At 45.7% G+C, this 21,303-nt stretch carries 25 protein-coding genes; 15 read left to right on the top strand and 10 right to left on the bottom strand.

The annotated features are described in order from the left end of the window. Nucleotides 1–245: 245 nt before the first annotated feature. From ACHZBS_RS08945 to ACHZBS_RS08900, 10 genes are all read right to left on the bottom strand, one after another. Nucleotides 246–1,847, bottom strand: a complete 1,602-nt coding sequence (locus ACHZBS_RS08945) for a phage/plasmid primase, P4 family (protein ID WP_319406154.1) — start codon at nt 1,845–1,847, stop codon at nt 246–248. A gap of 249 nt (nt 1,848–2,096) precedes the next feature. Then, entirely contained in the window at nt 2,097–3,797 is a 1,701-nt protein-coding gene (locus ACHZBS_RS08940; protein WP_319406153.1) for a ParB/RepB/Spo0J family partition protein, read from the bottom strand. Beyond that, on the bottom strand, nt 3,781–3,990 hold the full coding sequence (locus ACHZBS_RS08935; protein WP_319406152.1) for a hypothetical protein: 210 nt from the start codon (nt 3,988–3,990) through the stop codon (nt 3,781–3,783). Before ACHZBS_RS08935 ends, ACHZBS_RS08940 begins: the two co-directional genes overlap by 17 nt. Beyond that, complete coding sequence (locus ACHZBS_RS08930) at nt 3,987–4,175, bottom strand: hypothetical protein (RefSeq protein ID WP_319406151.1); 189 nt, start codon at nt 4,173–4,175, stop codon at nt 3,987–3,989. The genes ACHZBS_RS08935 and ACHZBS_RS08930 overlap by 4 nt, the downstream gene beginning before the upstream one ends. Continuing rightward, entirely contained in the window at nt 4,172–4,486 is a 315-nt protein-coding gene (locus ACHZBS_RS08925; protein ID WP_319406150.1) for a hypothetical protein, read from the bottom strand. Before ACHZBS_RS08925 ends, ACHZBS_RS08930 begins: the two co-directional genes overlap by 4 nt. Nucleotides 4,487–4,488: 2 nt before the next feature. Then, nucleotides 4,489–4,653: a hypothetical protein gene (locus ACHZBS_RS08920; RefSeq protein WP_319406149.1), complete on the bottom strand. Its 165-nt coding sequence runs from the start codon at nt 4,651–4,653 to the stop codon at nt 4,489–4,491. A 1-nt stretch (nt 4,654) separates the two neighbouring features. Beyond that, nucleotides 4,655–4,888, bottom strand: coding sequence for a hypothetical protein (locus ACHZBS_RS08915; protein WP_319406148.1), 234 nt, complete (start codon nt 4,886–4,888; stop codon nt 4,655–4,657). Continuing rightward, nucleotides 4,888–5,355, bottom strand: coding sequence for a hypothetical protein (locus ACHZBS_RS08910; RefSeq protein ID WP_319406147.1), 468 nt, complete (start codon nt 5,353–5,355; stop codon nt 4,888–4,890). Before ACHZBS_RS08910 ends, ACHZBS_RS08915 begins: the two co-directional genes overlap by 1 nt. A 70-nt stretch (nt 5,356–5,425) precedes the next feature. Then, nucleotides 5,426–5,614 (bottom strand): hypothetical protein, encoded by a 189-nt coding sequence (locus ACHZBS_RS08905; protein ID WP_319406146.1) that lies wholly within the window; start codon nt 5,612–5,614, stop codon nt 5,426–5,428. Next, a complete protein-coding gene (locus tag ACHZBS_RS08900) occupies nt 5,593–5,850 on the bottom strand; it encodes a hypothetical protein (RefSeq protein ID WP_319406145.1) in 258 nt (85 codons plus the stop codon). Before ACHZBS_RS08900 ends, ACHZBS_RS08905 begins: the two co-directional genes overlap by 22 nt. Before the next feature lie 152 nt (nt 5,851–6,002). Between ACHZBS_RS08900 and ACHZBS_RS08895 the strand changes: the two genes are divergently transcribed. The 15 genes from ACHZBS_RS08895 (at nt 6,003) to ACHZBS_RS08825 (ending at nt 21,201) form a co-directional block, all read left to right on the top strand. Beyond that, on the top strand, nt 6,003–6,617 hold the full coding sequence (locus tag ACHZBS_RS08895) for a hypothetical protein (protein ID WP_319406144.1): 615 nt from the start codon (nt 6,003–6,005) through the stop codon (nt 6,615–6,617). 127 nt (nt 6,618–6,744) lie between these two features. Then, the gene (locus ACHZBS_RS08890) at nt 6,745–7,113 is read left to right on the top strand and encodes a hypothetical protein (RefSeq protein WP_319406143.1); all 369 of its coding nucleotides are present in this window, start codon (nt 6,745–6,747) and stop codon (nt 7,111–7,113) included. 261 nt (nt 7,114–7,374) lie between these two features. Next, a complete protein-coding gene (locus ACHZBS_RS08885; protein ID WP_319406142.1) occupies nt 7,375–8,052 on the top strand; it encodes a DUF4145 domain-containing protein in 678 nt (225 codons plus the stop codon). A gap of 92 nt (nt 8,053–8,144) precedes the next feature. Continuing rightward, nucleotides 8,145–9,647, top strand: coding sequence for an ion channel (locus tag ACHZBS_RS08880; RefSeq protein WP_319406141.1), 1,503 nt, complete (start codon nt 8,145–8,147; stop codon nt 9,645–9,647). Nucleotides 9,648–9,766: 119 nt separating this feature from the next. Beyond that, on the top strand, nt 9,767–10,372 hold the full coding sequence (locus ACHZBS_RS08875) for a hypothetical protein (protein WP_319406140.1): 606 nt from the start codon (nt 9,767–9,769) through the stop codon (nt 10,370–10,372). 98 nt (nt 10,373–10,470) lie between these two features. Beyond that, on the top strand, nt 10,471–10,857 hold the full coding sequence (locus ACHZBS_RS08870) for a hypothetical protein (protein ID WP_319406139.1): 387 nt from the start codon (nt 10,471–10,473) through the stop codon (nt 10,855–10,857). Continuing rightward, on the top strand, nt 10,826–11,797 hold the full coding sequence (locus ACHZBS_RS08865; RefSeq protein ID WP_319406138.1) for an MvdC/MvdD family ATP grasp protein: 972 nt from the start codon (nt 10,826–10,828) through the stop codon (nt 11,795–11,797). Before ACHZBS_RS08870 ends, ACHZBS_RS08865 begins: the two co-directional genes overlap by 32 nt. 4 nt (nt 11,798–11,801) lie before the next feature. Continuing rightward, nucleotides 11,802–12,752, top strand: a complete 951-nt coding sequence (locus ACHZBS_RS08860) for a hypothetical protein (RefSeq protein ID WP_319406137.1) — start codon at nt 11,802–11,804, stop codon at nt 12,750–12,752. Between the two features lie 403 nt (nt 12,753–13,155). After that, a complete protein-coding gene (locus ACHZBS_RS08855; protein ID WP_319406136.1) occupies nt 13,156–13,956 on the top strand; it encodes a hypothetical protein in 801 nt (266 codons plus the stop codon). Between the two features lie 75 nt (nt 13,957–14,031). Continuing rightward, nucleotides 14,032–15,120 carry a DUF4238 domain-containing protein gene (locus ACHZBS_RS08850; RefSeq protein ID WP_319406135.1) on the top strand — a complete coding sequence of 363 codons (1,089 nt, stop codon included), beginning with the start codon at nt 14,032–14,034 and terminating at the stop codon, nt 15,118–15,120. Nucleotides 15,121–15,823: 703 nt separating this feature from the next. Continuing rightward, nucleotides 15,824–16,294: a toxin-antitoxin system HicB family antitoxin gene (locus ACHZBS_RS08845; RefSeq protein ID WP_319406134.1), complete on the top strand. Its 471-nt coding sequence runs from the start codon at nt 15,824–15,826 to the stop codon at nt 16,292–16,294. 3 nt (nt 16,295–16,297) lie between these two features. Further along, on the top strand, nt 16,298–16,732 hold the full coding sequence (locus ACHZBS_RS08840) for a DUF6941 family protein (RefSeq protein ID WP_319406133.1): 435 nt from the start codon (nt 16,298–16,300) through the stop codon (nt 16,730–16,732). Nucleotides 16,733–17,506: 774 nt separating this feature from the next. Next, complete coding sequence (locus ACHZBS_RS08835) at nt 17,507–18,259, top strand: site-specific integrase (protein ID WP_319406132.1); 753 nt, start codon at nt 17,507–17,509, stop codon at nt 18,257–18,259. 583 nt (nt 18,260–18,842) lie between these two features. Next, a complete protein-coding gene (locus tag ACHZBS_RS08830; RefSeq protein WP_319406131.1) occupies nt 18,843–20,549 on the top strand; it encodes a sensor histidine kinase in 1,707 nt (568 codons plus the stop codon). Then, a complete protein-coding gene (locus ACHZBS_RS08825) occupies nt 20,539–21,201 on the top strand; it encodes a response regulator transcription factor (protein WP_319406130.1) in 663 nt (220 codons plus the stop codon). The genes ACHZBS_RS08830 and ACHZBS_RS08825 overlap by 11 nt, the downstream gene beginning before the upstream one ends. Nucleotides 21,202–21,303: the final 102 nt, after the last annotated feature.

Raw genomic sequence — 21,303 nt, 5'->3', positions numbered from 1 at the left:
TATAGAGACAGTCCTGCTGTAACTAACTTATTTAATAATGTATTCTTTTCTACTAGGACTATTGAGACCTTTTTTACGGTAAAGTTTAGAATGTAATAAAAAGTAAGGAATTTATTTTTAAACTAGATCAAATAAAGATAGCTTGGTCCTGATCGTCCTGGACTTGATCGACCTACAAATTTTGTCGTCATAACCATAACTCCCCGGTTAATTTGGCGAAAAATACCCGACAGGACCATAGGACCTCAATCGCCGGTAAAATCCTCGATAATCAATTTCAGGCCGTAGTATTTGTATTTGCCGCCGACTTTCTCCTTTTCGAAACGGCGGCTCATCATGTTGCCGAACGTGCGCTGTTTGGGACAGCGCTTGCCGATATTGAGCTCGAACCAGGTGACGAAACGGTTGTACAGGTCGGTGGCATTTTCCTCGCCGCCCTCGACAACCTCGCAGCACTCATCGATAAAATCGCCGATCAGGTCCTCATTCCGGCGGTACTCGGCGGTGGCCTCGGCGACGATCATGGGCGGATCCAGACCCTCTTTCTGCCAGAGCAGGCAGCCGCGAACCAGCCAGGCCAGGATCCCGGAGGCCTCGGCCCAGATTTTTTCCTTCAGGGTCTTGTCGACCCGGCGCTCGTTGTCGTTTCGAGGTTCCCGGTCGACAAAGGAGAGCAGGAAGGGAACGATCCGGACCCGCTCCCAGAATGCGAAATCGTCGGCCGGCGCATGCGGCTTATGGTTGGTGAGCAAAAATAAAATATGGGTCGGTAAAAATGACGTCGGGTATTTGTCGTGGGGGTTGCGGCCGGTCAGGGTGTCGCCGCCCGACAACCACTTGACCCGCGACGGCGAGAATTTCTGGTTCTCGTCGGTCTCCGAAGCGTAGGCGATCCGCAGGCCCCGCAGCGCCATGATGTCCGGACTGGGCCCCGACGAACTTTTCATGCGGCCCTGGTCCAGGAGCATCTCGCTCTGGACCACGCCGACCAGGTCGCCCAGGGCGTAGGCGATCGATTCCATGAGCAGGCCCTTGCCGTTGCGGCCCTGGCCGCTCAGCACCGCAAAAATATGCTCGGAGATCTCGCCGGTGATGCCGTAACCCATGAGCTTGTTGACATAGTGCATAAGCTCTTCGTTGCCCGACAGGATTTCTGTCAACGTCTTCTCGAACACCGGCGCCGGCTCGTCTATTCCCTTCCATTCGTGGGGCGAGGCCTTATGGAGATAGTCGTCCTGGCGGCCGGGCCGTGATAATCCGGTGGAAAGATCGATCACGCAATTCCTGCAGGCAAGCAGCATGGGCCGCTGGTCGATGCGGTCGCCCGGGATGGCCAGGGGCGTCTGCGAGGTGTGGGCGAACTTCAGGCAGTTCTGGCGGCCGCGCTCGGTGCGCAGCCGGTTGACGCGGCTTAAAAGATCGCCCCGCTTTTTCTCCAGGTGGCGGAGGCGGTCCTTTTCGTCCGCCTTGCGGGCTTCCAGGATCTCCTCGATGATCCGGTCCGACTCCTTTAGGTATTTGACGGCCACGTCCTCCACATCGGCCGTCGACCGGTTCATCACGTCGCGCTCCCAGTGGGCGCCGTTCCACTCCATCCACTCCTCGCTGTTCTTGTTGAACAGGTAGCGGTCCTTGTGCAGCTCGGAATAGAGGCACCCGTCGCCCATCTCGTTGGAGTACAGGCAATCCATGATGAAGGCGGGGGTGATGGTCTCGGCCGGGTCGCAGGCTTTTTCCGGATACTGCTCATCCTCGGCGGCCTTGCGCTTTTCGACCAGTTCCCGGATTTTACCGTCGTCAAACTGCATCTTTTCTGGGGTTTTTGGGGTGTTTTCCGTATCGGTCATTTAATTTTTTCCGTTTTTTCGCGTACTTATCAAATTCATCCAGGGCCGACGATCGAGCCTTCGTTCGCCGTACAGAGAAAGGGTCCAGGGAGGACCCGCCGGGCTTTGGGGTACTGCCCTTGGGAAACAGGACCTTTGGATTGCTTCCCCCGGGAGTGGGGGTAAGGGGGAGCGGCAAAAGCAGCGGCACCCGGGTATCGGAAGGCCCGGCATTCGCCGGGCCTGTCGGTTTTGATGCTGTCCAAAGGGTTAATCTCCGATGGTGTCGGTGGAGGTGGAAGGATTGTCGGACAGGATTTCGTCCGGGACTTTTCCGCTCAGGTCGGCGCCGGACTCCAGGAACACCCGGATCAGCTCGCCCTTTTTGCAGGCCGTGAAGGCCCTGCGCTTAAGCGTATCCGCGAGGAAGGCCTGCGCCTGGGGATCCTCGAACAGGTTGAAGCGCTGGCCGAAATCAAGCATCTCGGCCCTGGTTTTCTTGTCGAGGTATGCCTGGGTGAAGCGCCACTCGCCGGCCAGGTCGATGCCGATGTGCCGGGCCACCATGCCGCGCTCCTCGGTGGCGTAGTCGTCGGAAAGGATCGCCTGCAGGGCCACGGCATTGATCTCATCTTTCACCTGCAGCATGTCCATGCAGGAGATCAGGGTAAACAGGGCAGCAGTGTCAATGGATCGGAACTCGCTGCCCTCCCAGCGCGGTTTGCCGATTTCAGGATGACGCTCCATGTACCAGTCGTGGATCCTGGCATTGCCCTTGACGATAGTGAACAGGGCCACCTGGTTGGCGGTGATGCTGCCGGGGACGACGGTCTCGAAGCGCTGGGGCAGCTGCTCCTGGTAGAACACTTCACGGAAGTGGCGGCCATGCCAGGCTACCCGGGGGCCGTCCTTCTTCTCGGGTTTGGAGTTGCCGGCACCGGAAGATTGGCCGCCCTTGGCCGTCTTGAAGCAGGCTTCGTCGCCGAAGCAGGCGCGATCATCGCTGGACTCGCCGCTGAGGTACAGGATGGAAAGATGATGCTCGCAGGTCCGGCATTTTTTGGCGATCCGGTCGCTGCCCCAGAAGTGGTGGTAATCGTTCCAGCCGACCTCGTCGTCAAATCGGAAGCCGGTGGTGCCGAATTTCTTCGGGTATCTGGTGCGGTTCCAGGTCTTGAGCAGGTGGGCGGACTGCTTCTGCTTGAAGCAGGCGGGACGGTTGCAATGATCATCACCGGATCCCAGGTCGAACAGCTTGATCTGGACGCCGGTGTTCTGCGTGCAGGTGAGGCAGCCCTCGGCCTCGATGTTGAAGCGTGCCGACTTCAAAGCCGGGGAGATGCGTCGGATCATGTCCTTGAGGGAGGCGACCGATATCTGACGGTGCTGACTCTCCTTGATCACCTGGTCGAACACCTGCATGCGTTGCTGCTTGTCGTCCATGCGGGCCAGCTGCTCCAGGTGGCCGTACTTGAGCTCGCCCCTGTCCCAGGCGGCCAGGATCTTTTTGGGCAGCCGCAGGATCATCAACCGCCGGCGGATGTACTGCTCTTTTATGCCGGTGCGCTGGGCCAGTTCGGGGATGGCGTCGACTCCCTTGCGGTCCACGAAGATTTTAAAGGCTTGCGCCTCCTCCAGGCCGTCCAGATCCTCGCGCTGCAGGTTCTCGATGGTCTGGATGTCCAGGGCTGTGTCGTCGTCCATGGGCTGGATCATGGCCGGGATCGTGGCGGACTCGCCGCCGCCGTTGGCCTCGGCCACCGTCATCCGGGCCCGCCAGCGTCGCTCGCCGGCGACCAGCTCGTAAGGTGTCTTGCCGTCCACCGGCCTTACCAGGACCGGCTCCAGGATGCCCACATTGGCGATGGACGCCACCAGTTCGTCGAACTTGGCGCCGCTGAACGCCTTGCGCGGATTGAACGGCGACGGCGTGATGGCTGTCAGGCTGATCTCCTCAAAGGTTCTTTCCATGGTTTCCTCCTACAGGGTCTGTTTTTAATTTGGCCGCCATCCACGGTGTCAGGATCACGTGACCCGGGGAAAACTCAGCCTGCCTCCTTGGCACCCAGCGGGCTTTGCCGGACGGCAGTCGAACCAGCACGGCATCATCGGTGGTTCTGATGATGCCGTTGATCTTCACCGGTATGGATGGGCGCTGGCTCATTCGCCGATGAACCCCGAAAACTGTTCGATGCAGGTCGGTATGCCGCCGCCGGACTCGCCGGCGATCTCCTCGATGATCATCGAGGCTTCGACCGGATCGATGGCGCAGTCATCCAAGAAGGCGGCAAAACGGTCAAACTCCCGGAGAAGAAATCCGGCCACCAGGTGGGCGTCGGTCGGTTTCATGGCTTCTCCTGCCCGGACATGCCAATCAGGTCCGGCGCCGTGCGGTCGTGTAAGGTGTGCCCGGCCGGGCCAATCCCGACCGGGCATGATGAGGAGGCCCCGATATTGCCGCCTCGGTGACGGGCGGAACTTCTGAACATCTGCACCCACAATCCGGATTTCTTCCAGCAGGCGAGTGTCGCTTTTTGGCGCGGGTTGCAAGGCCCGGACAGCAGGTCGATCAGGATCCGGAAACGGGCATCGTCGTCATTGGCCGCGGTGCAGGCCGCCAGGACCTGCCGGGTCGGGGAAAGAGCCACGAAATTATCCATGTTCACCTCCCGTATTCATCCGACATCGAGATGCAGTCCAGAGTGGACAGATCCCGGCGACCGGAATGCAGATCACCGCCGGCGGCGGTGATCATGAACAGCACCACCATGGCGCAGATAATGGCCATGGCGAGAATCGAACAGACGGCGTTTTTCAATCTTTGCATCTCAACCCACCTCCAGGCAGCGCTTGAGCTGCTGGGCGGCCGTGAGCATGTGAAGGATGGCCATGTTGCGCGGCTTGTTGTCCGGAAAGTTCAGCACCATGCTTTTGGAGGCGGACCGGATCAGGTCGATGGTGACGTTGTCACAGGTTCGGTCGAACATCTTGTCCAGCTCGGTGTCGATGAATTTGAGAGGCTCGATGCCGTTGCCGGCGATCAGGACTTCCTTGGCCATCATCACGCACCCCCTTGGATGCCGGTCACGGCCAGCAGCTGGTCCACCTCATCCTTGATGATCCTGGCGGCCTGCATGATGCGCACCCGCTCGGCAGTGGTGATGCGGTCGTCCGCCATGGTGTCGCGGATGGTGGCCACCAGGTTGGAAAGGGCCATGGTGACGTCCACGGCCTCACCGTCCACGGTGCCCTTGTCGCTTTCGATACCGTCGGTGAAGGGTGCGAACCGCCCGCCCAGGGGTTCGGCCATGTAGTCGATGGCGAATCGGGCATAATCGCCGTCACCGGCGGTGTCCATGGCGTCTAGCATGTCGCGGATGCGGTCGATCGGGTTTCTGGCGGTGCATGCGCAGTTTCGCGGGTCTGCCGCCCACAGGTCGATGAGACGCGATGAGCGGGTGTAAAGGCTCTGGAGCACTCCGGGTGGAAGGTTTTTCTTGGCTGCTCGGAAAATCTGCCAGGTTTTCATATTGCTTTCCCTCCCCTTTTTGGAAATTTACCGAAATGGCATAAAAAAATAGCCTGATCCTCTGGCCGGGTTAAATTTTGCTTAACTGGTCCCGATAAAATTTTTTCCGTTGCGCGGGATTGCTGGGAATGCCGGTCGGCGCTTCGTCGGGCGCCATGCGGGCCAGCCTGGATTCGAGCGCTTCCAGATCCTGGATCAGGCGCTGTTTAATCGCCTGCAGGCTCAGTTGCAGGTGGATTATTTCGTCGTCACGCTGCATTTTTCCGCTCCGAGGGTGGCTGCATCCGGTTTAACGATACCGTCACGCTCCAGCGCTTCTTTGATGCTCTCGGTAACGGGCCCGCCGCGTTTGTGGCCCGTGCCTGCGTAAAGGAAATCGTTTACGGTGCGCCGATGGAATCCGTTCGCCCTGGCCCAGCCGGTAAGGGTGAACCCTTTTTTTCTTAATTTTTCAGCAATCTTAACGCCGCATTCTTTTTCCATTGTCTGATCCATTGTTATTTTGCTATGTTCACTTTTGAACGTTTTACGATCAACTGATCGCTGGTTTTATTGCGTGCATGACTGAACATTAAATATTCCATACATTCCATTTAAGTCAACAAGAAAAATGGAATGTATGGAATAAAAATTATTAACTATACGATATGTCAGAAAATCCAGTAGAATATTTTTTAAAAGAGTTAGCTGAATATTACGCAATAGGGGATGAGCACGGCTATAAAACCGAACTCTTCGATGCTGTTAGTGGAATTTTTGGAATTAAAGATCCAAACAGGCTAAGTCAGTGGATATTTAGAAAAAGGATACCAAAACCGGCATTATCAAAGATTTTACGATCAGACCTGCCTGATAAAATTAAAAAGTTGGCAGAAAAATGCGATGGATCAGCCCCATTTCCCATCGGTCAGGAAACTGCCAATGGCATTGATATTCAAATAAAGGAAAGCCAAAAAAATCCCGGTAATCAGTCTGTTCTCATTTCCGGTATCGATGATGAAAAAATGGAATTGCTGAGGAAGGTGTCGGACATAATCAATTCCGAATCACCCTATGCGGAGTTGCTGAAGGCCAATATACGATCGTTTCATAACGCGATGGAGCAAGCGCAAACCATTCAAAAAAATGACGAATGGTTAAAGGCGATGCAAGCGGAAATCGATGCGTTGAAATCAGGGCATCCGGAGCGACGCAAAGAAGATATTCCCATTGACTTTCCAGATCGAAGGGAGGGTGGGGATCGCAGAAATTTAAACCTGTAAATCAGCCCGATACGAGTTCCTGTGAATATTGTCGGGCTTTAAGAATGCATTTATACAAAAATTGCAAAGAAAGATCTGAACCGCATCATTAAACAGGTCCTTAAACATCGATAACGGAATCATTCCTATGGCCGTATCCGATGATTGCATGGATGGATATGTAACTGCCCGGCCCCGGTCGGTTAAGAACCATGGCATTGCCCGCAAGCTGACCCACATTAAGGACATCCTCAACCGGAGCGTCAAACGAAGACCCCCGCTGATTCATTTCAACCCTGTACACGACCGCCAGGACTCCAGCAAAGAAGATAAAATTTTCCTCCGGCACGGCTTTGTGACAAAGGCCCTTTTGGATGGCACAGATATCGGTACCCTTGCCGAAATGGTAGTGTTTAGACCGGAGGTGTTTCGCAGGCATTACCAGCAAGTGACATTGGAGATACACCGGAACATCATGGATAAAATTTCCGGTCTCGGAATGGGTGATGACGCATAGTTTTTTAGCTGATCACCGGACGCTATTAAAGCTTGGCATCGGCAACAGTTTGACCCCTTCGAATGGGTCTCCCTTTTACTAATGGTGAATTAATTAGACGTCTAAACAGCCGTCTAAACCGTCATATACGGGTGTTATACGACTGATTAGACGCATAACACCATTTCGTCTGCTAAACAGTCGTAATATAAGACGACTATTAGGTCGTCTAATCCATGTTAGATTTAAAAAATACAAATATCCACTTGGAGGATTAATAATATGCCTAGTATTAGGGTTAATAACAAACAATATGAATACAACACTGACCCTGATCACTGTCCAATATGCCACCATGGCAAAGTACCAACCTTACTGTGTTCTTCAAATATCCTTGGAAGCACGATGAGTGGAGATATTTTACAAAACGTATATTTATGTCCTAGATCAGATTGTCAAAAGGTATTCATTGGAAACTATAGGCAGAATAAGTCTTACCGGGGCCACTACCCTGATGGGCCACATATTTTAAAGTCAACCTCACCTTATGTCCCAAAAAGCTCCGAGATTCCAAAAGAAGTAGCAGACCTTTCCCCTGATTATTGTGAATTACTAAATCAAAGTGAAACAGCTGAGGCTTATCGATTAAATCAAATTGCCGGAGTTGGTTATAGAAAATCTTTAGAATTTCTAATAAAGGATTACACTACTTCAAAAAACCCTGGGAAAGAAGAAGATATAAAAAAACAGTTCTTAGGAAATATAATTAACAACTATATTTCCGATGAGAATATAAAGGAATGTGCACGTAGAGCAGCGTGGCTTGGTAACGATGAAACACATTATGTAAGAAAATGGGAAGAAAAAGATATCGAGGATCTGAAGACACTAATAAAACTGACCCAAACTTGGATACATAAAAGTTTGTTAACCGAGAAGTATCTATCTGAAATGAAATAAAAAATCTTACCAAACGTTCGAGTCGGACTCGCTGAAGCTCGCCGCTCAACTCCACGTTAGTTTGCAGGATAAGACTATAGGAGTAAGGAATAATGTCTGTACCTTTGTATGATATAAACATGCTTTGGAGTCTTAATCATGATGACTTCAATAAGTGGCGTTCTACACATGATTTACCAATTCTACTTTCATTTTTTAAAAAAAAGTTGCCAGGTTTTACAACATGGCTAAATGAGTTTGATATTGATGACAATTTGTTTTGCAGCGTAATGCCTACTGGTCACCTCTTTGTCGGACATTCCCCTCGATTGTTGATACAGAATAAGGACGAAGACAATATTAACAATCCTTATTGGTCCTATTCAGTTGTTGACTTAGATAAAGAGGTGCTTGTTAAACGTTATACGAATCACGGCATACCCATTCCTTCAGTGATAAAGACATTCCTCCCGTATTTTATTTGGGGAAAGAATAAGCTCAAGAAGAACCGATTTATAGATAGTGACAAGGCGAATAAAGGAAAGACAGATACTTTTGTTTATAACCTGTGGTCAGGGCTTGGGCCTCATAGTCGTGCAAGTCTCTTTAAGACTTTTCAGGTACTAAAACTGGGTGGTGTGACCTTAGGTAAGAGTGTCGTGATAGGCGGCCGTAATCTAGATTTTGTAGATATAGACACTCTAAGAGTGGAAGGCGAATGGCATGGTTCAAGACAGACTTATGTTCATTTCTCTTCCTGCCGTGAGATGTCCTTCTGTAAAGCTGAACTTGCCTTTTTAAAATTTGTGGGTTGCAAAGTAGATAAGTTTTCATGTCAAGATTGTAGGCTTCAAGATTTCTCATTTGATCAATCCTCATTAATTGAAGCCAGGTTTATTCAATGTAAAATAGTCGGTCTTATCTTTGATAGGTGTGGTGTTTCTGCCGAATTTGACAAATGTGACATTTCAGAAGTGAAATATATTCCGAAGAAAGGGGCGTTGCGTTCTGACATCCAAATGTATAGGAGACTTAGAACGGCTTTTCAAAATGCTGGCAAAAGAAAGGAAGCATCAAATTATTATTACCTGGAAAGAAAAGCAGAAAGAAAGGCACTTTTTAAGCCTTTAGTATATTACTCCATAGAATTCCCGCGGAAGCCCCATCCTGGGCCGTTTAAAAGGGTTCTTGGCTTGTGGAAGAAAGGGCATGTTACTAAAACAGAGCTTGCATTTCATATCATTAAGTCAACAATATTTCATTCAACCATATGGTTAAAATATAAAACGAGGTATAGCCTTTCTCTCATTGAAGAGCTCGTTTGGGGGTATGGTGAAAAGCCTATCCGCATTTTAATATCATCCCTTGCGATTTTATCTATATACAGCTTTGCATATTTTAAACTGTTTAACTTACCAGACTTACCAAGTACACCGGCTAAGTATTCGTTAGTCGATTGCATGTATTTTTCCATAGTAACCTTTACTACACTAGGCTACGGCGACATAACTCCGAAGACGGACATACAAAAATTCGTCTGTGGTTCTGAAGCATTGTTCGGTGCATTATTTATCGGTTTAATTATCGCTGGGTTTGCAAACAAAAGTAAATATTAGGAATCGAGAAACTAACCATCGGGTAGAGCTGACCGGAAGAGGTTGGGTGTTTTTTCGGCAAGCACGGGGCCGGCAGCTCACCCAAAACGTTAGAATATAGATAATGGATTTCAAATCTAATGAAACAGGAAACCGTCGTCATCAAAGAAGGCAATAGTGAACGATTAGAATCCACGAATATTATTATTAGTGTTCGACACACATATGGTTCGAAAAGTGAGATTGTGGTGGGATCTCCCGGCTTGCCTAATGTTAATGAAGAATTTCTGGTTGGTGACGCTTTATTATTTGAGACGCCAAATGACGGTGTTTTTGAATTACGTGCATTAAGTATGGATACCCAACAAATTGAAATTCTAATTAGCCAAGTGTCACCCCGGTTAGGGATTGTTGGCGGTTTTGTTGATGATGACCCAAACAACACGCCTTTCACACCAGACGAACTCGGCAAAATATCAGAGAGCATTAAAAAATTGAGTGCTGATATCAAAAAAACACAGAAGTTTACTTCTGAACAGCTTAACCTAATAGATAGAAAATTGATCGAAATTGAAGATGCTTCTCAACGATTAGGCCGCAAGGACTGGATCAATTATGTTGCGGGTACGCTGACTACAGTTTGTGTGTCGGCGGCCTTTGCGCCTGACACATCAAAAGCTCTTTTTAAGGCGGTCAACACAGCCTTTAGGTGGTTATTCGATAATGCGATTTTACTTCTTTCATGAAAAAATATTCTAACAAACCGCTTTCAGCCGACGCAAAAAGACGCGCGGCTGAAGCGCACCGTTGGGTTTCTTGAATTATCGAAAGGGAGGGATTTGTTTTGGAACATAATTCTCAGGCAAAAAAAGATAGAGACTTTTTTCTTTTCAGGTTTTTGGAACCAATTCCAGGTAAATCAGAAAATAGGACTGCTTGCTATGACAATGATAGGCAAATCTGGGTTGATAAGCAAACAAATCTGCCTCTTGTGGAAACCTTTAATAAACAAAAATTTTCAAATTACGGCGAGACTATAATGACGGAAACTAAGGAAGGGGTAGATCAGTCAGAAGTGTTAAGCAGTTCTGATTTTGGAGAAACAATTTCAACTGCGACTAATGAGGGTATAGATCAGAGAGAAATAGTCAATCAAGATTCTTCGACCGATTTTGGCGAAACTATTATGACCAAAACAAGTGAAGGAATTGATCAGCGAGAGATTTTTTAAAATGCTTTTAATAATAACCAATAAAGATGATTTGGCCGCTGATTATCTCATCTCAGCATTGATAGAAAAGAGCCTTCCATACTTTCGCATAAATTCCGAGGACATTCAAAATTATCTTGTAAACTATAGCTGCCAAAATAATAAATACGAAGCTAAAATTAGACATAAAAACAAAATATTAGATTTGTCTGAAGTTAAATCTGTATGGTATCGCAGGGCAATCTCTCCTTCTATAAATCAAGATATCGACTTCTATTCAAAAAAATTTATATCAGGGGAATTACAGCATCTTGTTGAAGGGATTTGCCTGAATGATGATTTGGTATGGGTAAACCCATTTGATGCTGTTATTAAAGCAGAAAGAAAAATTTATCAATTAAAGGTGGCAAGGAATATGGGTTTTAAGATACCTAACACTCTTATTTCAAATGATAAAAATTTGATAAACTCATTCCATTTACAAAACGTTCCTATTATTTGTAAGCCCATTTATCATGGATACTTTCAAAAGAAAGATGATAATTACGCAATATATTCAAATAGAATTGAACCGAAAATGTTTGATGGATTCGATTCAATATATCCGACATATTTCCAGAATGAAATAAAAAAAATTTCAGATATACGTGTTACAGTAGTGAGAAACGACATTTTCTCTATTCAAATTACTTTTGATAATTCTAAAACTCCTGATTGGAGAAGGAAGGAATGTGATGTTTCTTATAAGGAATTTGATCTGCCAATTGAATTGAAGGAGAATTGCATTCGATTAGTTTCTGAATTAGGTTTGAATTTCGGTGCAATCGATTTAGCCAGAACAATAGATGACGAATATTATTTTTTCGAAATAAACCCAACTGGTGAATGGGCTTGGATAGAACATAAACTGGGTTTGCCTATAAGAGAATCTCTAATAAAAACATTTTACAGAACAAAATAAAAAAATGAGTGATTTGCACAGCTATATACCAAAACGGCCCAAAAAACTTTTTAATATTAAAGAAATTTGTGAAAAGCTATGTAAGGAAGCAAAAGCCTTCTTCTGTGTATTCTTTCATACTATTACATTACATGATAATGCTATTTTATCTTCAGAAAAGCCATTAGAATTTAAAGAGGAAATTACCAAAGAACAAGTTGATCAATGTAAATATTTTTTCGAAAGCTCTATCAGAAGAAGAGAAAAATTAGAATTGAAAGCTGAAAAACTACTATCCTTATTATTGATCTTTACGCCGCTATTTTCTGCATTGATAACTTACATATTTAGCAAAGATATTCCGTATGGGTTGCTCACTATAATGTTTCATTGTGCTTTAGGGCTTTCAGTTTTCTCTGTATTGATTGCTTTCATAGCAATTTTCCGCTCAAGAAAAGTCAGTGATATTGAGGAGCCCTTCATTTCGACGATAATCGATCATGGAAATGATAAACTACATGAGTATTCACAAAAAAGAGAGGGCTTAGGATTTTTATACTGTGCGATAAATAATCAAGTCAGAAATGATTATGTGGCAGATTTTGTTAGAGCAGCGGAATACTTTATTTTACTGAATTTTATATTTTTAATGATTTCTGTTGTTATTTTTTCAATTATCATTTCAAACAGCAATAAAAAACCACCTATTTCCTTAAATGAGATAATCCATACAGAAATTAAAAATGTAACCAATAGTATTGAGAATGTAGCTTCCTCGGTTAACCAGATGTCTTATAAAATAAAAGAAATCAATGATTATTTTACAGATCAACTAAAGACTCAATCGAATTTATTTGAAATGATTTTGAAAATCTCTGAAAAGCAAAATGAAATAATTAATGATCAGATAGCGTTATTTAATCTTTTGATGGAAAATCCAAAAGAAGAGACATCCAGAACCCAACAAAAGCATTGAGAGGGATTTTAGGGACCGGATTTTGGGGACGTTCTTTACAAATTATACAAACAATGGTCGGATCAAGACCTGAGACGTTATGAAAGCACTACCAGCATGTGAAATCTGCGGTGAAATGGAACACCATGGACCAGTTTTCCGGTCTTGGAATGGATGACGATGCATAGCATTTTTCGCTGATCACCGGACGCTATTAAAGCTTTACATCGGCAACAGGCTGACCCCTTCAAATGGGTCTCCCTTTACTAATAATCAAATAATTTGACGTCTAAACAGTCGCATAAACCCTAATATGCGGGTGTTATACGACTGTTTAGACGCATAACACCATTTCGTCTGCTAAATAGACGTAAAATAAGGCGACTATTGGATCGTCTAATCCATGTTCGGTTGAAGGTGAGACATGGCACAGTTTGTTTCACATGATGAAATTAATGATGCCGAAGGCATTTTTCCATTTTCTGACCTCCTTGAATGCCAGTATCTTTGTAAATACAAGAAGGCTTATTATCATTTGCGCGAAGTAGGCCATCCAGTATGGTCGCGTAATTACTTCAATTTATTGAGTAGTATCAATGAAATTTTTGAGTACAACGAACAACATGCAGGAGGTTTTGCAAAGTCATTGCGTTCATCTCAAGCTGACTGGAATAATTGTGAAGCTATTTATTCAGAAATAATTGTCTACCGCTATTACATCCGACTTGTATATGAGAATCTTATTAAAGCGATTGAGCGTAATACCAATGAATGTGATATCATTATCCGTCGTCTTGATGACTCACTTGCTTATCTTGAGGTATTTTGTGTAGGGCCTAAAGTGAAAACCCCATCCGAACCTGGCGAAGTCATAGTTCATAATTTCAAAACACATACCCAGAATGAAATGGCATCTATACGCCAGAAGCTTTTACGTAAAATCGAGAAACAAAAACAATTTACTAAACCCAGAGAAAATTATGCCGTAATCGAATTGAACGACATATCAATTGCTGGTGATTTTTCTATTCTTTCATCTCTTTCCGATGGATACAAGATCACGTACAATAAAGAAACAAAGGAAAAGATGTCGGCGGAATACGATTGGAATAGATCGGTATTTGATGATGAAAGCACCAAATTTTTAAAAGGGATCATTTATTTTAGTTTGGGCAATTATGAGTCAAGAAAATACATTTTTAATCCAGAGTTTAAGGAACATTAATCGATGACCGAACCAGGGCTTTCAGTGGATCGATAGGACCATGCGCCCACTGAAGCCCGCCGTTGGACAAAAATAATGACAGGAAAACGTCAACATTTTATACCAAGATTTCTGCAAAAAGGCTTTGCTAGTCATGTTGTTGGCGAAGAAGTGTTCACTTGGGCCTATAGAAAAGGCAAAACGCCGTTTAATGCTAACATTAAAAATGTAGGCGTTGAAGGTTTTTTCTACTCTGAAAATAGTGATACTGACTTAGATGACACAATCACCGTTGCTGAAGATGATTTTGCTCAATTAATTGATAAGATTAGAAATAACAACTATGTTGACAAACAAGATTATAAAAAGATCGCACAACTAATTAGCCACCTTGAACTGAGGACAAGGCATCTAAGGCAAAATTTTTTCTCTACTGGAAATAATTTAATTGATAAAATGCTATACTATTTAAGTGATTCTGCTTTCTGTGAAAAATTTTTAAGGGATAGGATAATAGACGACCCATCACTTATCAAAGAAACTTTTGCTGACGAGTTGCAAAAACGTGGAATTTCTCAAGTGGCGCTTCCACTGCTATTGCGGATGAGTAAGCCTTTTTTAGAATCGACAATTCCAAATATGATGCAATTTATGAACGAATTAATTGCCCATTCAAAGAAGGAAATGCCTTCAATATTGAAGCAAGCATCAAAAACAGGTCATATAAAAGCCTTAAACAGAGGCTTAGCGCCTCCTGTAAAGGTTAACCTTCTTGAAAAATATAAGTATAGTGTATTTAGCTGTAAAAATACGCCTATTCCACTTGGAGATTCTGTATTAATATTTTACGTAGTCGGAGATAGGAGTTTTAAACCTTTCCTTGAAAAAAAAGACGATCTCATCGCAGTGTTGCTGCCTGTCAGCTCTGAACAGATAATAGTTGGATATAAGGATAATTATGTTCCAAATTATTCACTGTTGCCAGAGATTATAGCTGAGTGCTCCATGGAATATTTTATTGCCGGAGAATTTAGGCCTGAATATGAGCAGGTTAGCGGAAAGATATCTGAAAATTCACATTTATTAACAGAGATCCAAATGGAATCGTTGATAAACGAATTAATGAACGGAAGTCGGTCCAACAAGGCTAATTCAGCCGACGCAAAAAGCCGCGCCGCTGATTAGCGACGTTCGGCCTAAAAAATGCGAATTTTAAATAATGCGGGGGTAGCGGGGTCAGGTCTCCACATTCCATAAAAAAAAATAGGTGGAGGTGAATCGGAGTTTGCTAATACTGCATGGATTACCAGAATAGCAGAGAGAAATTTTCTATCCGGAACCAAGAGGGGGTCGGGGACTTTTCATTCCCTTTGACAACTCCACTGGATTGCCACCGGTGGCAGTCCCATAAGCACCTTTGAGGTGTTGATTGTGCTGTTTTTCACATAGAACAAAAAAAAATATAGCATTGGTAGGCCATACAGGTCTAAAATCACACCACATATTGTGTAATCGCTGAAAAGTGTCCTCAAATAGTATTTCATCCCTTGATTTATTTTCTGCGATGCCGATATAAATAACGATGGTGGTTCCATGGGTGGAACCACCATCGGCTGGGGAGTTTAATCTTGAGCCGAATAGAAAAGTTGTTGAAGAAAGCCCGTGAAAATCCAAAAAGCCTTAGATTCAGAGAGTTATGCTCGATTTGTGAGGCGATTGGCATGGAAGCGAGGCAACCAGGCGGCAGCCACATACCTTACAAAAGATCAAAGCCTCCACGACGTACTATAACGATTCAAGATTACAAAGGCATGGCCAAGGACTATCAAGTTAAGCAAGTACTAAATTTCATAGATGAATTCGGCTTATTAGAACGGGAGGAGTAACTATGGACCAGTACTCCATCATTTGCCAATGGAGCGATGAGGATGAAGGTTATATCGCAATAGTTCCTGAACTTAAAGGGTTAAGCGCTTTTGGTGAAACAGCATCTGAGGCAATTAAAGAGCTTGAGGTCGCAAAAGAGCTCTACCTTAAAGTTTTCGAGGAAGACGGTTGCGATATCCCTGACCCAAAAAAACTTCCAGAATTTAGCGGACAATTAAGGATTAGGCTACCAAAGTCGCTTCATGCGGAACTCAGCAGAGATGCTGAAAGAGAGGGTGTTTCCTTAAATACCTACATCGTCAGCCTGCTATCTCACAGGAATCGAACCGCTAAGCTACAGAGAGATATAAACGTGATCAAAAATTGTTTTTACAACACAGTGGCAACTGGAGAGCTTCAAAAGTATGCCGCCGGTACAGGGCCATCAACGGTTGGTAGTGTCATCAACATCAACGAAAGAAAAATGGCTTGATCTATGAAAATTGCTGATCAAATTATAACAATTGTATGTGATGATATACGGCGTGAAGTTGGAAACAAAAGGTCAATAATGGGAATTTATGATGACGTGGTCGTTGAAGATGTCCCACAATTGCTGCCTAAAATTTGTCTCGCAATTTTTTTTAAAAAAATAAAAGTACAATTGACCTCAATTCAAGTTTTGCTCAAAAATCCAGAGGGAGAGTCTATTCATCTTCCTGAGATAGCACCTCCCCACAATCTACAAATTGGTGAAAGCTACAATGTGGATGTCTTTGTAGTCCCTCTAAAAATCGAAAAAATAGGCAAATTTTTATGGGAAATAAGATTTAATGGTGAAAAAAAACCTTCCTATGTACACGAAATGCTTATCCGCACAACTGACAAACCAAGGGATAGCGGGGTCAGGTCTCAACATTCCACAAAATGAATTGTTAGCAAGACCCACTTCGGTGGACTTGCTTATTTTTCATTTTCCACACAACCGAATCGATACAATGTAAACAAAGGTATACACATCGTAAACTTGCAAGCGCGTCGATTAAAACGAAACTGTCTGGTATTATGATTAATTAAGAAATACATATTAATCGGCATAAATCATGCAATATTTAAAAACAACGGTTCAAAATACCTCTCCACCTCTCAACAGACAAGGCCCTTCCAGTCGGGGCCTTGTCTTTTTTTATCAGTCTGCTGTATGTTGAAACAGCTATGGCTGTTACCCAACTTGAAGACGGCCGCGAGGTCGTTTCCTATCGCAAGGGAACAATAACGGAATCCCCAACCGCACCCGAGAATATTTCGGTCGAGGTATGGCCATGATTTTTTTCAAGCGCAGGCGCCCATCGATACCTAACGGCAGCGGGAGCCCTGTCTGATGGCTGTGCGTCAATTAAAGGACGGACGCTGGATCGTCTATTACAGGCTGCCGGAAGAGCCTGGGAAAATCCGCAGGGAATATTTCGGACGCGGATCGGAAGCGAAATTGAATGCGGTCCAACGCAACGAAGAGCTGGGCCTGGCTCCCCGTAGAACGTCGAACACCCGCTTACGGGGTCCGACGTTTTTTGATCTGGCATTACTCTATACGAAACATCGAGGGTTCAAACCAAACCCGTTGGAGCAGCTGAAAATCCGCCTCAAGGGAATTATTCTGCCCCACTTCGGTCATAAGAGGGCCACCATGTTGACCGATGACGATATGGACAGCTATGTCGCCAAACGCCGGCAGAATCATATCAAAGACAATAGCATCGCCCGCGAACTCACCGATGTGAAGGCCATATTGAACTGGAGCGTAAAGCGTCGACCCCCGCTGATCCCGTTCAATCCGGTACGAGATTACAAAGCGCCAAACAAACAGGATGACATTATCCTGCCGCCGAACCGCCAAGAGTTCCAGCGCCTTTATGAAAAGTCGCCGGCGCACCTCCGGCGCTTCATCCTGATGTCGTCTTTCATCGGAGCGCGGCCCGGGAAAGTCGAAATCCTGTCGATTCAATGGGGCAAGGTCGATTGGGAGAATCACTGGATCCAGGTGGTGTCGGCTGATAAGGGTGGGCCTCCTGTAAGACATGTTCCCATACATAAGGATTTTCTGGATCAGTTGGCGAAATGGTGGGAGGAGGATGAAAAAAAATTCGGGCATAAGATGGCATTGTTAAAACCAATCGTGCATTATTACGGGCGTTCCATCACCTCGATAAAGAAATCCTGGAAATCCGCGTTGAAAGCCGCCGAAATCACCCGGAGGCTGAGGCCATATGATCTTCGCCACCGCTTTGTCACAAAGGCGCTTGCCGAAGGTGCGGACATCGGCACCCTGGCCGAAATGGTAGGATCCCGCCCCGAGACCTTGCGGAAACATTACCAGCATGTTACATCGGCAATGCACCGCAGCACCATGGACCTGATCCCGGGGTTGGGCGTCGATCCTCCCGGACCTACAAAGTAGGACCAAAAAAAGGCTTGATCGCGGTTGTTTCTGAACCTACAAGTGGGACCAAAAGCAATAGATAACAAACTGAATCTGTTCGATACTCCGTAACCCTGACACGGAAGAGGTCGTTGGTTCAAATCCAATCGCGCCTACCACTTACGAGCGAAAAGCCTGGGTACAAAGTCGAATAAAATGTACCCAGGCTTTTTTGCGTCTAACTCGGAAATTTTTATTTTCCACCCCGCACATCCTATTCGAAGTTTCTCGATCACAATTCATAAATTACGATGCAGGAGCTATTTCAGGAAAGCATCGCTCCCGGTTTCCGAACAACAATAAAAGGTATGACAACTCATTTCAGTTTTGATTCAATGAATATCCAATGTTTGAATTTCGCCACAGGCCAGGGTCTAAAAGGTTCATAGCCTAAAATGATGGGAATCCTAAATTTTTCTCCCGTGTGTAGCCAATTCATAATTGGGGATTGGTTGACAGTGGTGCAGAGATCTGCCAATAACCAACCACACTTATTAAAAAAGGAATTTGAGATCTATCTCTAAGCGGACCTCATTCAGCCAATTCTATGGAAAATCCGGTGATGCCCTACCAAAAAAACGGGCTAAGTTCTACCCCGACGCTTGTTTCAGGAACCATGCTTGATCATAGCACCTTTCACAAAATCCTTTCCAAAGGCAATACTGCGAAACGCCTCGACTTTTTTAAATGCCACAAAGAACAAATTCATGCCTACCTGATTGGGTTTATCGAATCAGAACCGCCAACCCTATACCGGGAATTTATTCTGAAAAATGCTGAAGGCCAAGGAAGAGTTCGTGTTTATCTGGATTCTTTCGAGGCGGCCCTTTCTGGAAATGTTGAGACTTTTCTCGAAGATCAAAAAAACATCGGATATATCAGAGCCATGGAAGGTTACCACCTCAATGACGTATACGGATTCACGGTGGCCTTCAAAGATGCGCTTTGGCGAACCAGTAGAGAATACAATGACTCCAAAAAAAATCCTTCTGATCTTCTCAATAATGACGACATATTCACTTTCAATAAGTTGTTGGACGGCTCTTATTATTTATTGTCCTTGTCCTTTTTAGAGACCCGTGACGAGATTATCATGCGCCATAGGGGACAACTCCAGGCGCTTCAGCGTTTCGCGGCCGGGGTTGTGTCTGTTTTCGACGAAGAAAACATCTGGGCCCAGACCACTCAGGGGGTTTTCGATGTATTCGGACTAAACGGGACTTTTCTTTTGCCAGGTGGAGACCGTTTTAAGGGAACGGGGTTAGAAGCAGCCAGGATGATTGGTCTGCAGGTAACTCAGCGGGATCTGGAGGAAATTCTGACTGGCATCTTTCAGTCGCTGAAGCCGATGGGGTTGGACATTAACCACAGATTACATCACCTATCAGGCTCAATGGATACGGATCAATTCCGGTTTGTCGCTTCCCCGCTCATGGATCGTAAATCACAGCTTACAGGGGTTCTTTGCGTTCACGATCAGGGACGTACTTTCCGCTTTTCAAAGTTCGATAGAAATCTTTTATATCAATTTTCCTATTTTACCGGAGCGGTCTCCGCAAATTGCCGGATGGTTTCAGAAATTGCAGAAAAGAAGGAGGATTTGAGAAATCTCACCACCCGTCTCATTTCCGTTCAAGAAGAGGAAAGGAAAAAGATCGCGGCCGATATTCATGATGTGCTAACCCAGGCACTGACAGGAATTGGATACAAGGCGCTGTATTGCATGGAAATCGTCGGGCAGGATGTTGACCGCCTTTACCAGGAACTGGAGTTGCTGACCGAGACCATTAATGACGCGTTGCGACAGTCACGACAGATTATCAGTAACCTGCGTCCTCATATCCTGGATGATATTGGGGTCATTGCTGCATTCCGCAAGCTCATTGGTGATTTTGGCAAAAAGTTCGGTATTGAAGTCCAATTTTCACATCCCGATTACCTGCAGATTGATCCGGATAAGGGGATTGCGCTTTTTCGCATCCTTCAGGAAGCGTTGCACAATGCGCGGCGTCACGCTATGGCCTCGACGATCGCTTTGTCCCTGAGTCTCGAAAAAAAGGGGTGCCTGTTAATGTCGGTGAAAGACAATGGCCGAGGATTCGATCTGCGAAAGAAAAACCGTCAGAGGCAAAGGCCCGGTTTGGGGTTGTTAACCATGCGGGAGAGAACCGAGGACCTGGGGGGCGAGTTCAAAGTAGATTCGAGCCCTGGAAAGGGCTGCAGGGTTATCGTGAAGATCCCTTTGAGGGGGCGGACAAATGGCCGGTAAGATTCGCGTTATGGTGGTCGACGATCATGCCATTGTTCGAGAAGGAATCAAGGCACTGCTTGAACTCCAGGAGGACATTGCCGTCGTGGCTGAAGCAAGTTCCAGCATCGAATGTCTCGATGGGATTGAAAGGGTGATTCCTGATGTGATCCTAATGGATCTCAAAATGCCGGGCATCGACGGGATCGAAGCAACGAGGCTGGTAAAGGAAAAATATCCCCAGACAAAAGTGATTTTGCTGACCAATTATGACGATGAAGAATACGTCATCGAGTCGATCAAGGCCGGAGCGGATGGTTATGTGCTCAAGGATGTGAAAAAGGGAGATTTACTTAAAATCATTCGAGGCGTGCTCCAGAACTGTGCTTTTATTGATCCGACGGTTACACGCAAACTGTTTCATAGCATTCAGCAATCCTCATCTGCCGACGAGACGGCGGCGGCACGCCCGGTTCTTTCCCAGAGGGAACTTCAAATTCTTACCCACCTGGTGGAAGGTAAATCCAATAAGGATATCGCTCATGCGGTCAACCTGTCACCCGATACAGTTAAATCCCACCTCAAAAATATTTACCAGAAATTAGGAGTTAGTAGTCGCTCCCAGGCTGCAAGGACCGCGATCCAGGGAAAGCTTGTTTGCCTTTCCCGGTAGCTGCACCTTAACTCTTTCTCTCCTTCACCCATTAGGGTGAAGAACTTTCACCCTTTCGGGGCATTTACATCTTTTCCTCCCGTTGTTATCCCTCGCACAACT

Origin of the sequence: uncultured Desulfosarcina sp. (assembly GCF_963664155.2) — a bacterium.
Lineage (GTDB): Bacteria > Desulfobacterota > Desulfobacteria > Desulfobacterales > Desulfosarcinaceae > Desulfosarcina.
The sequence above is the reverse complement of the archived record's forward strand: the minus strand, read 5'-3'. Positions and strand labels throughout refer to the sequence as shown.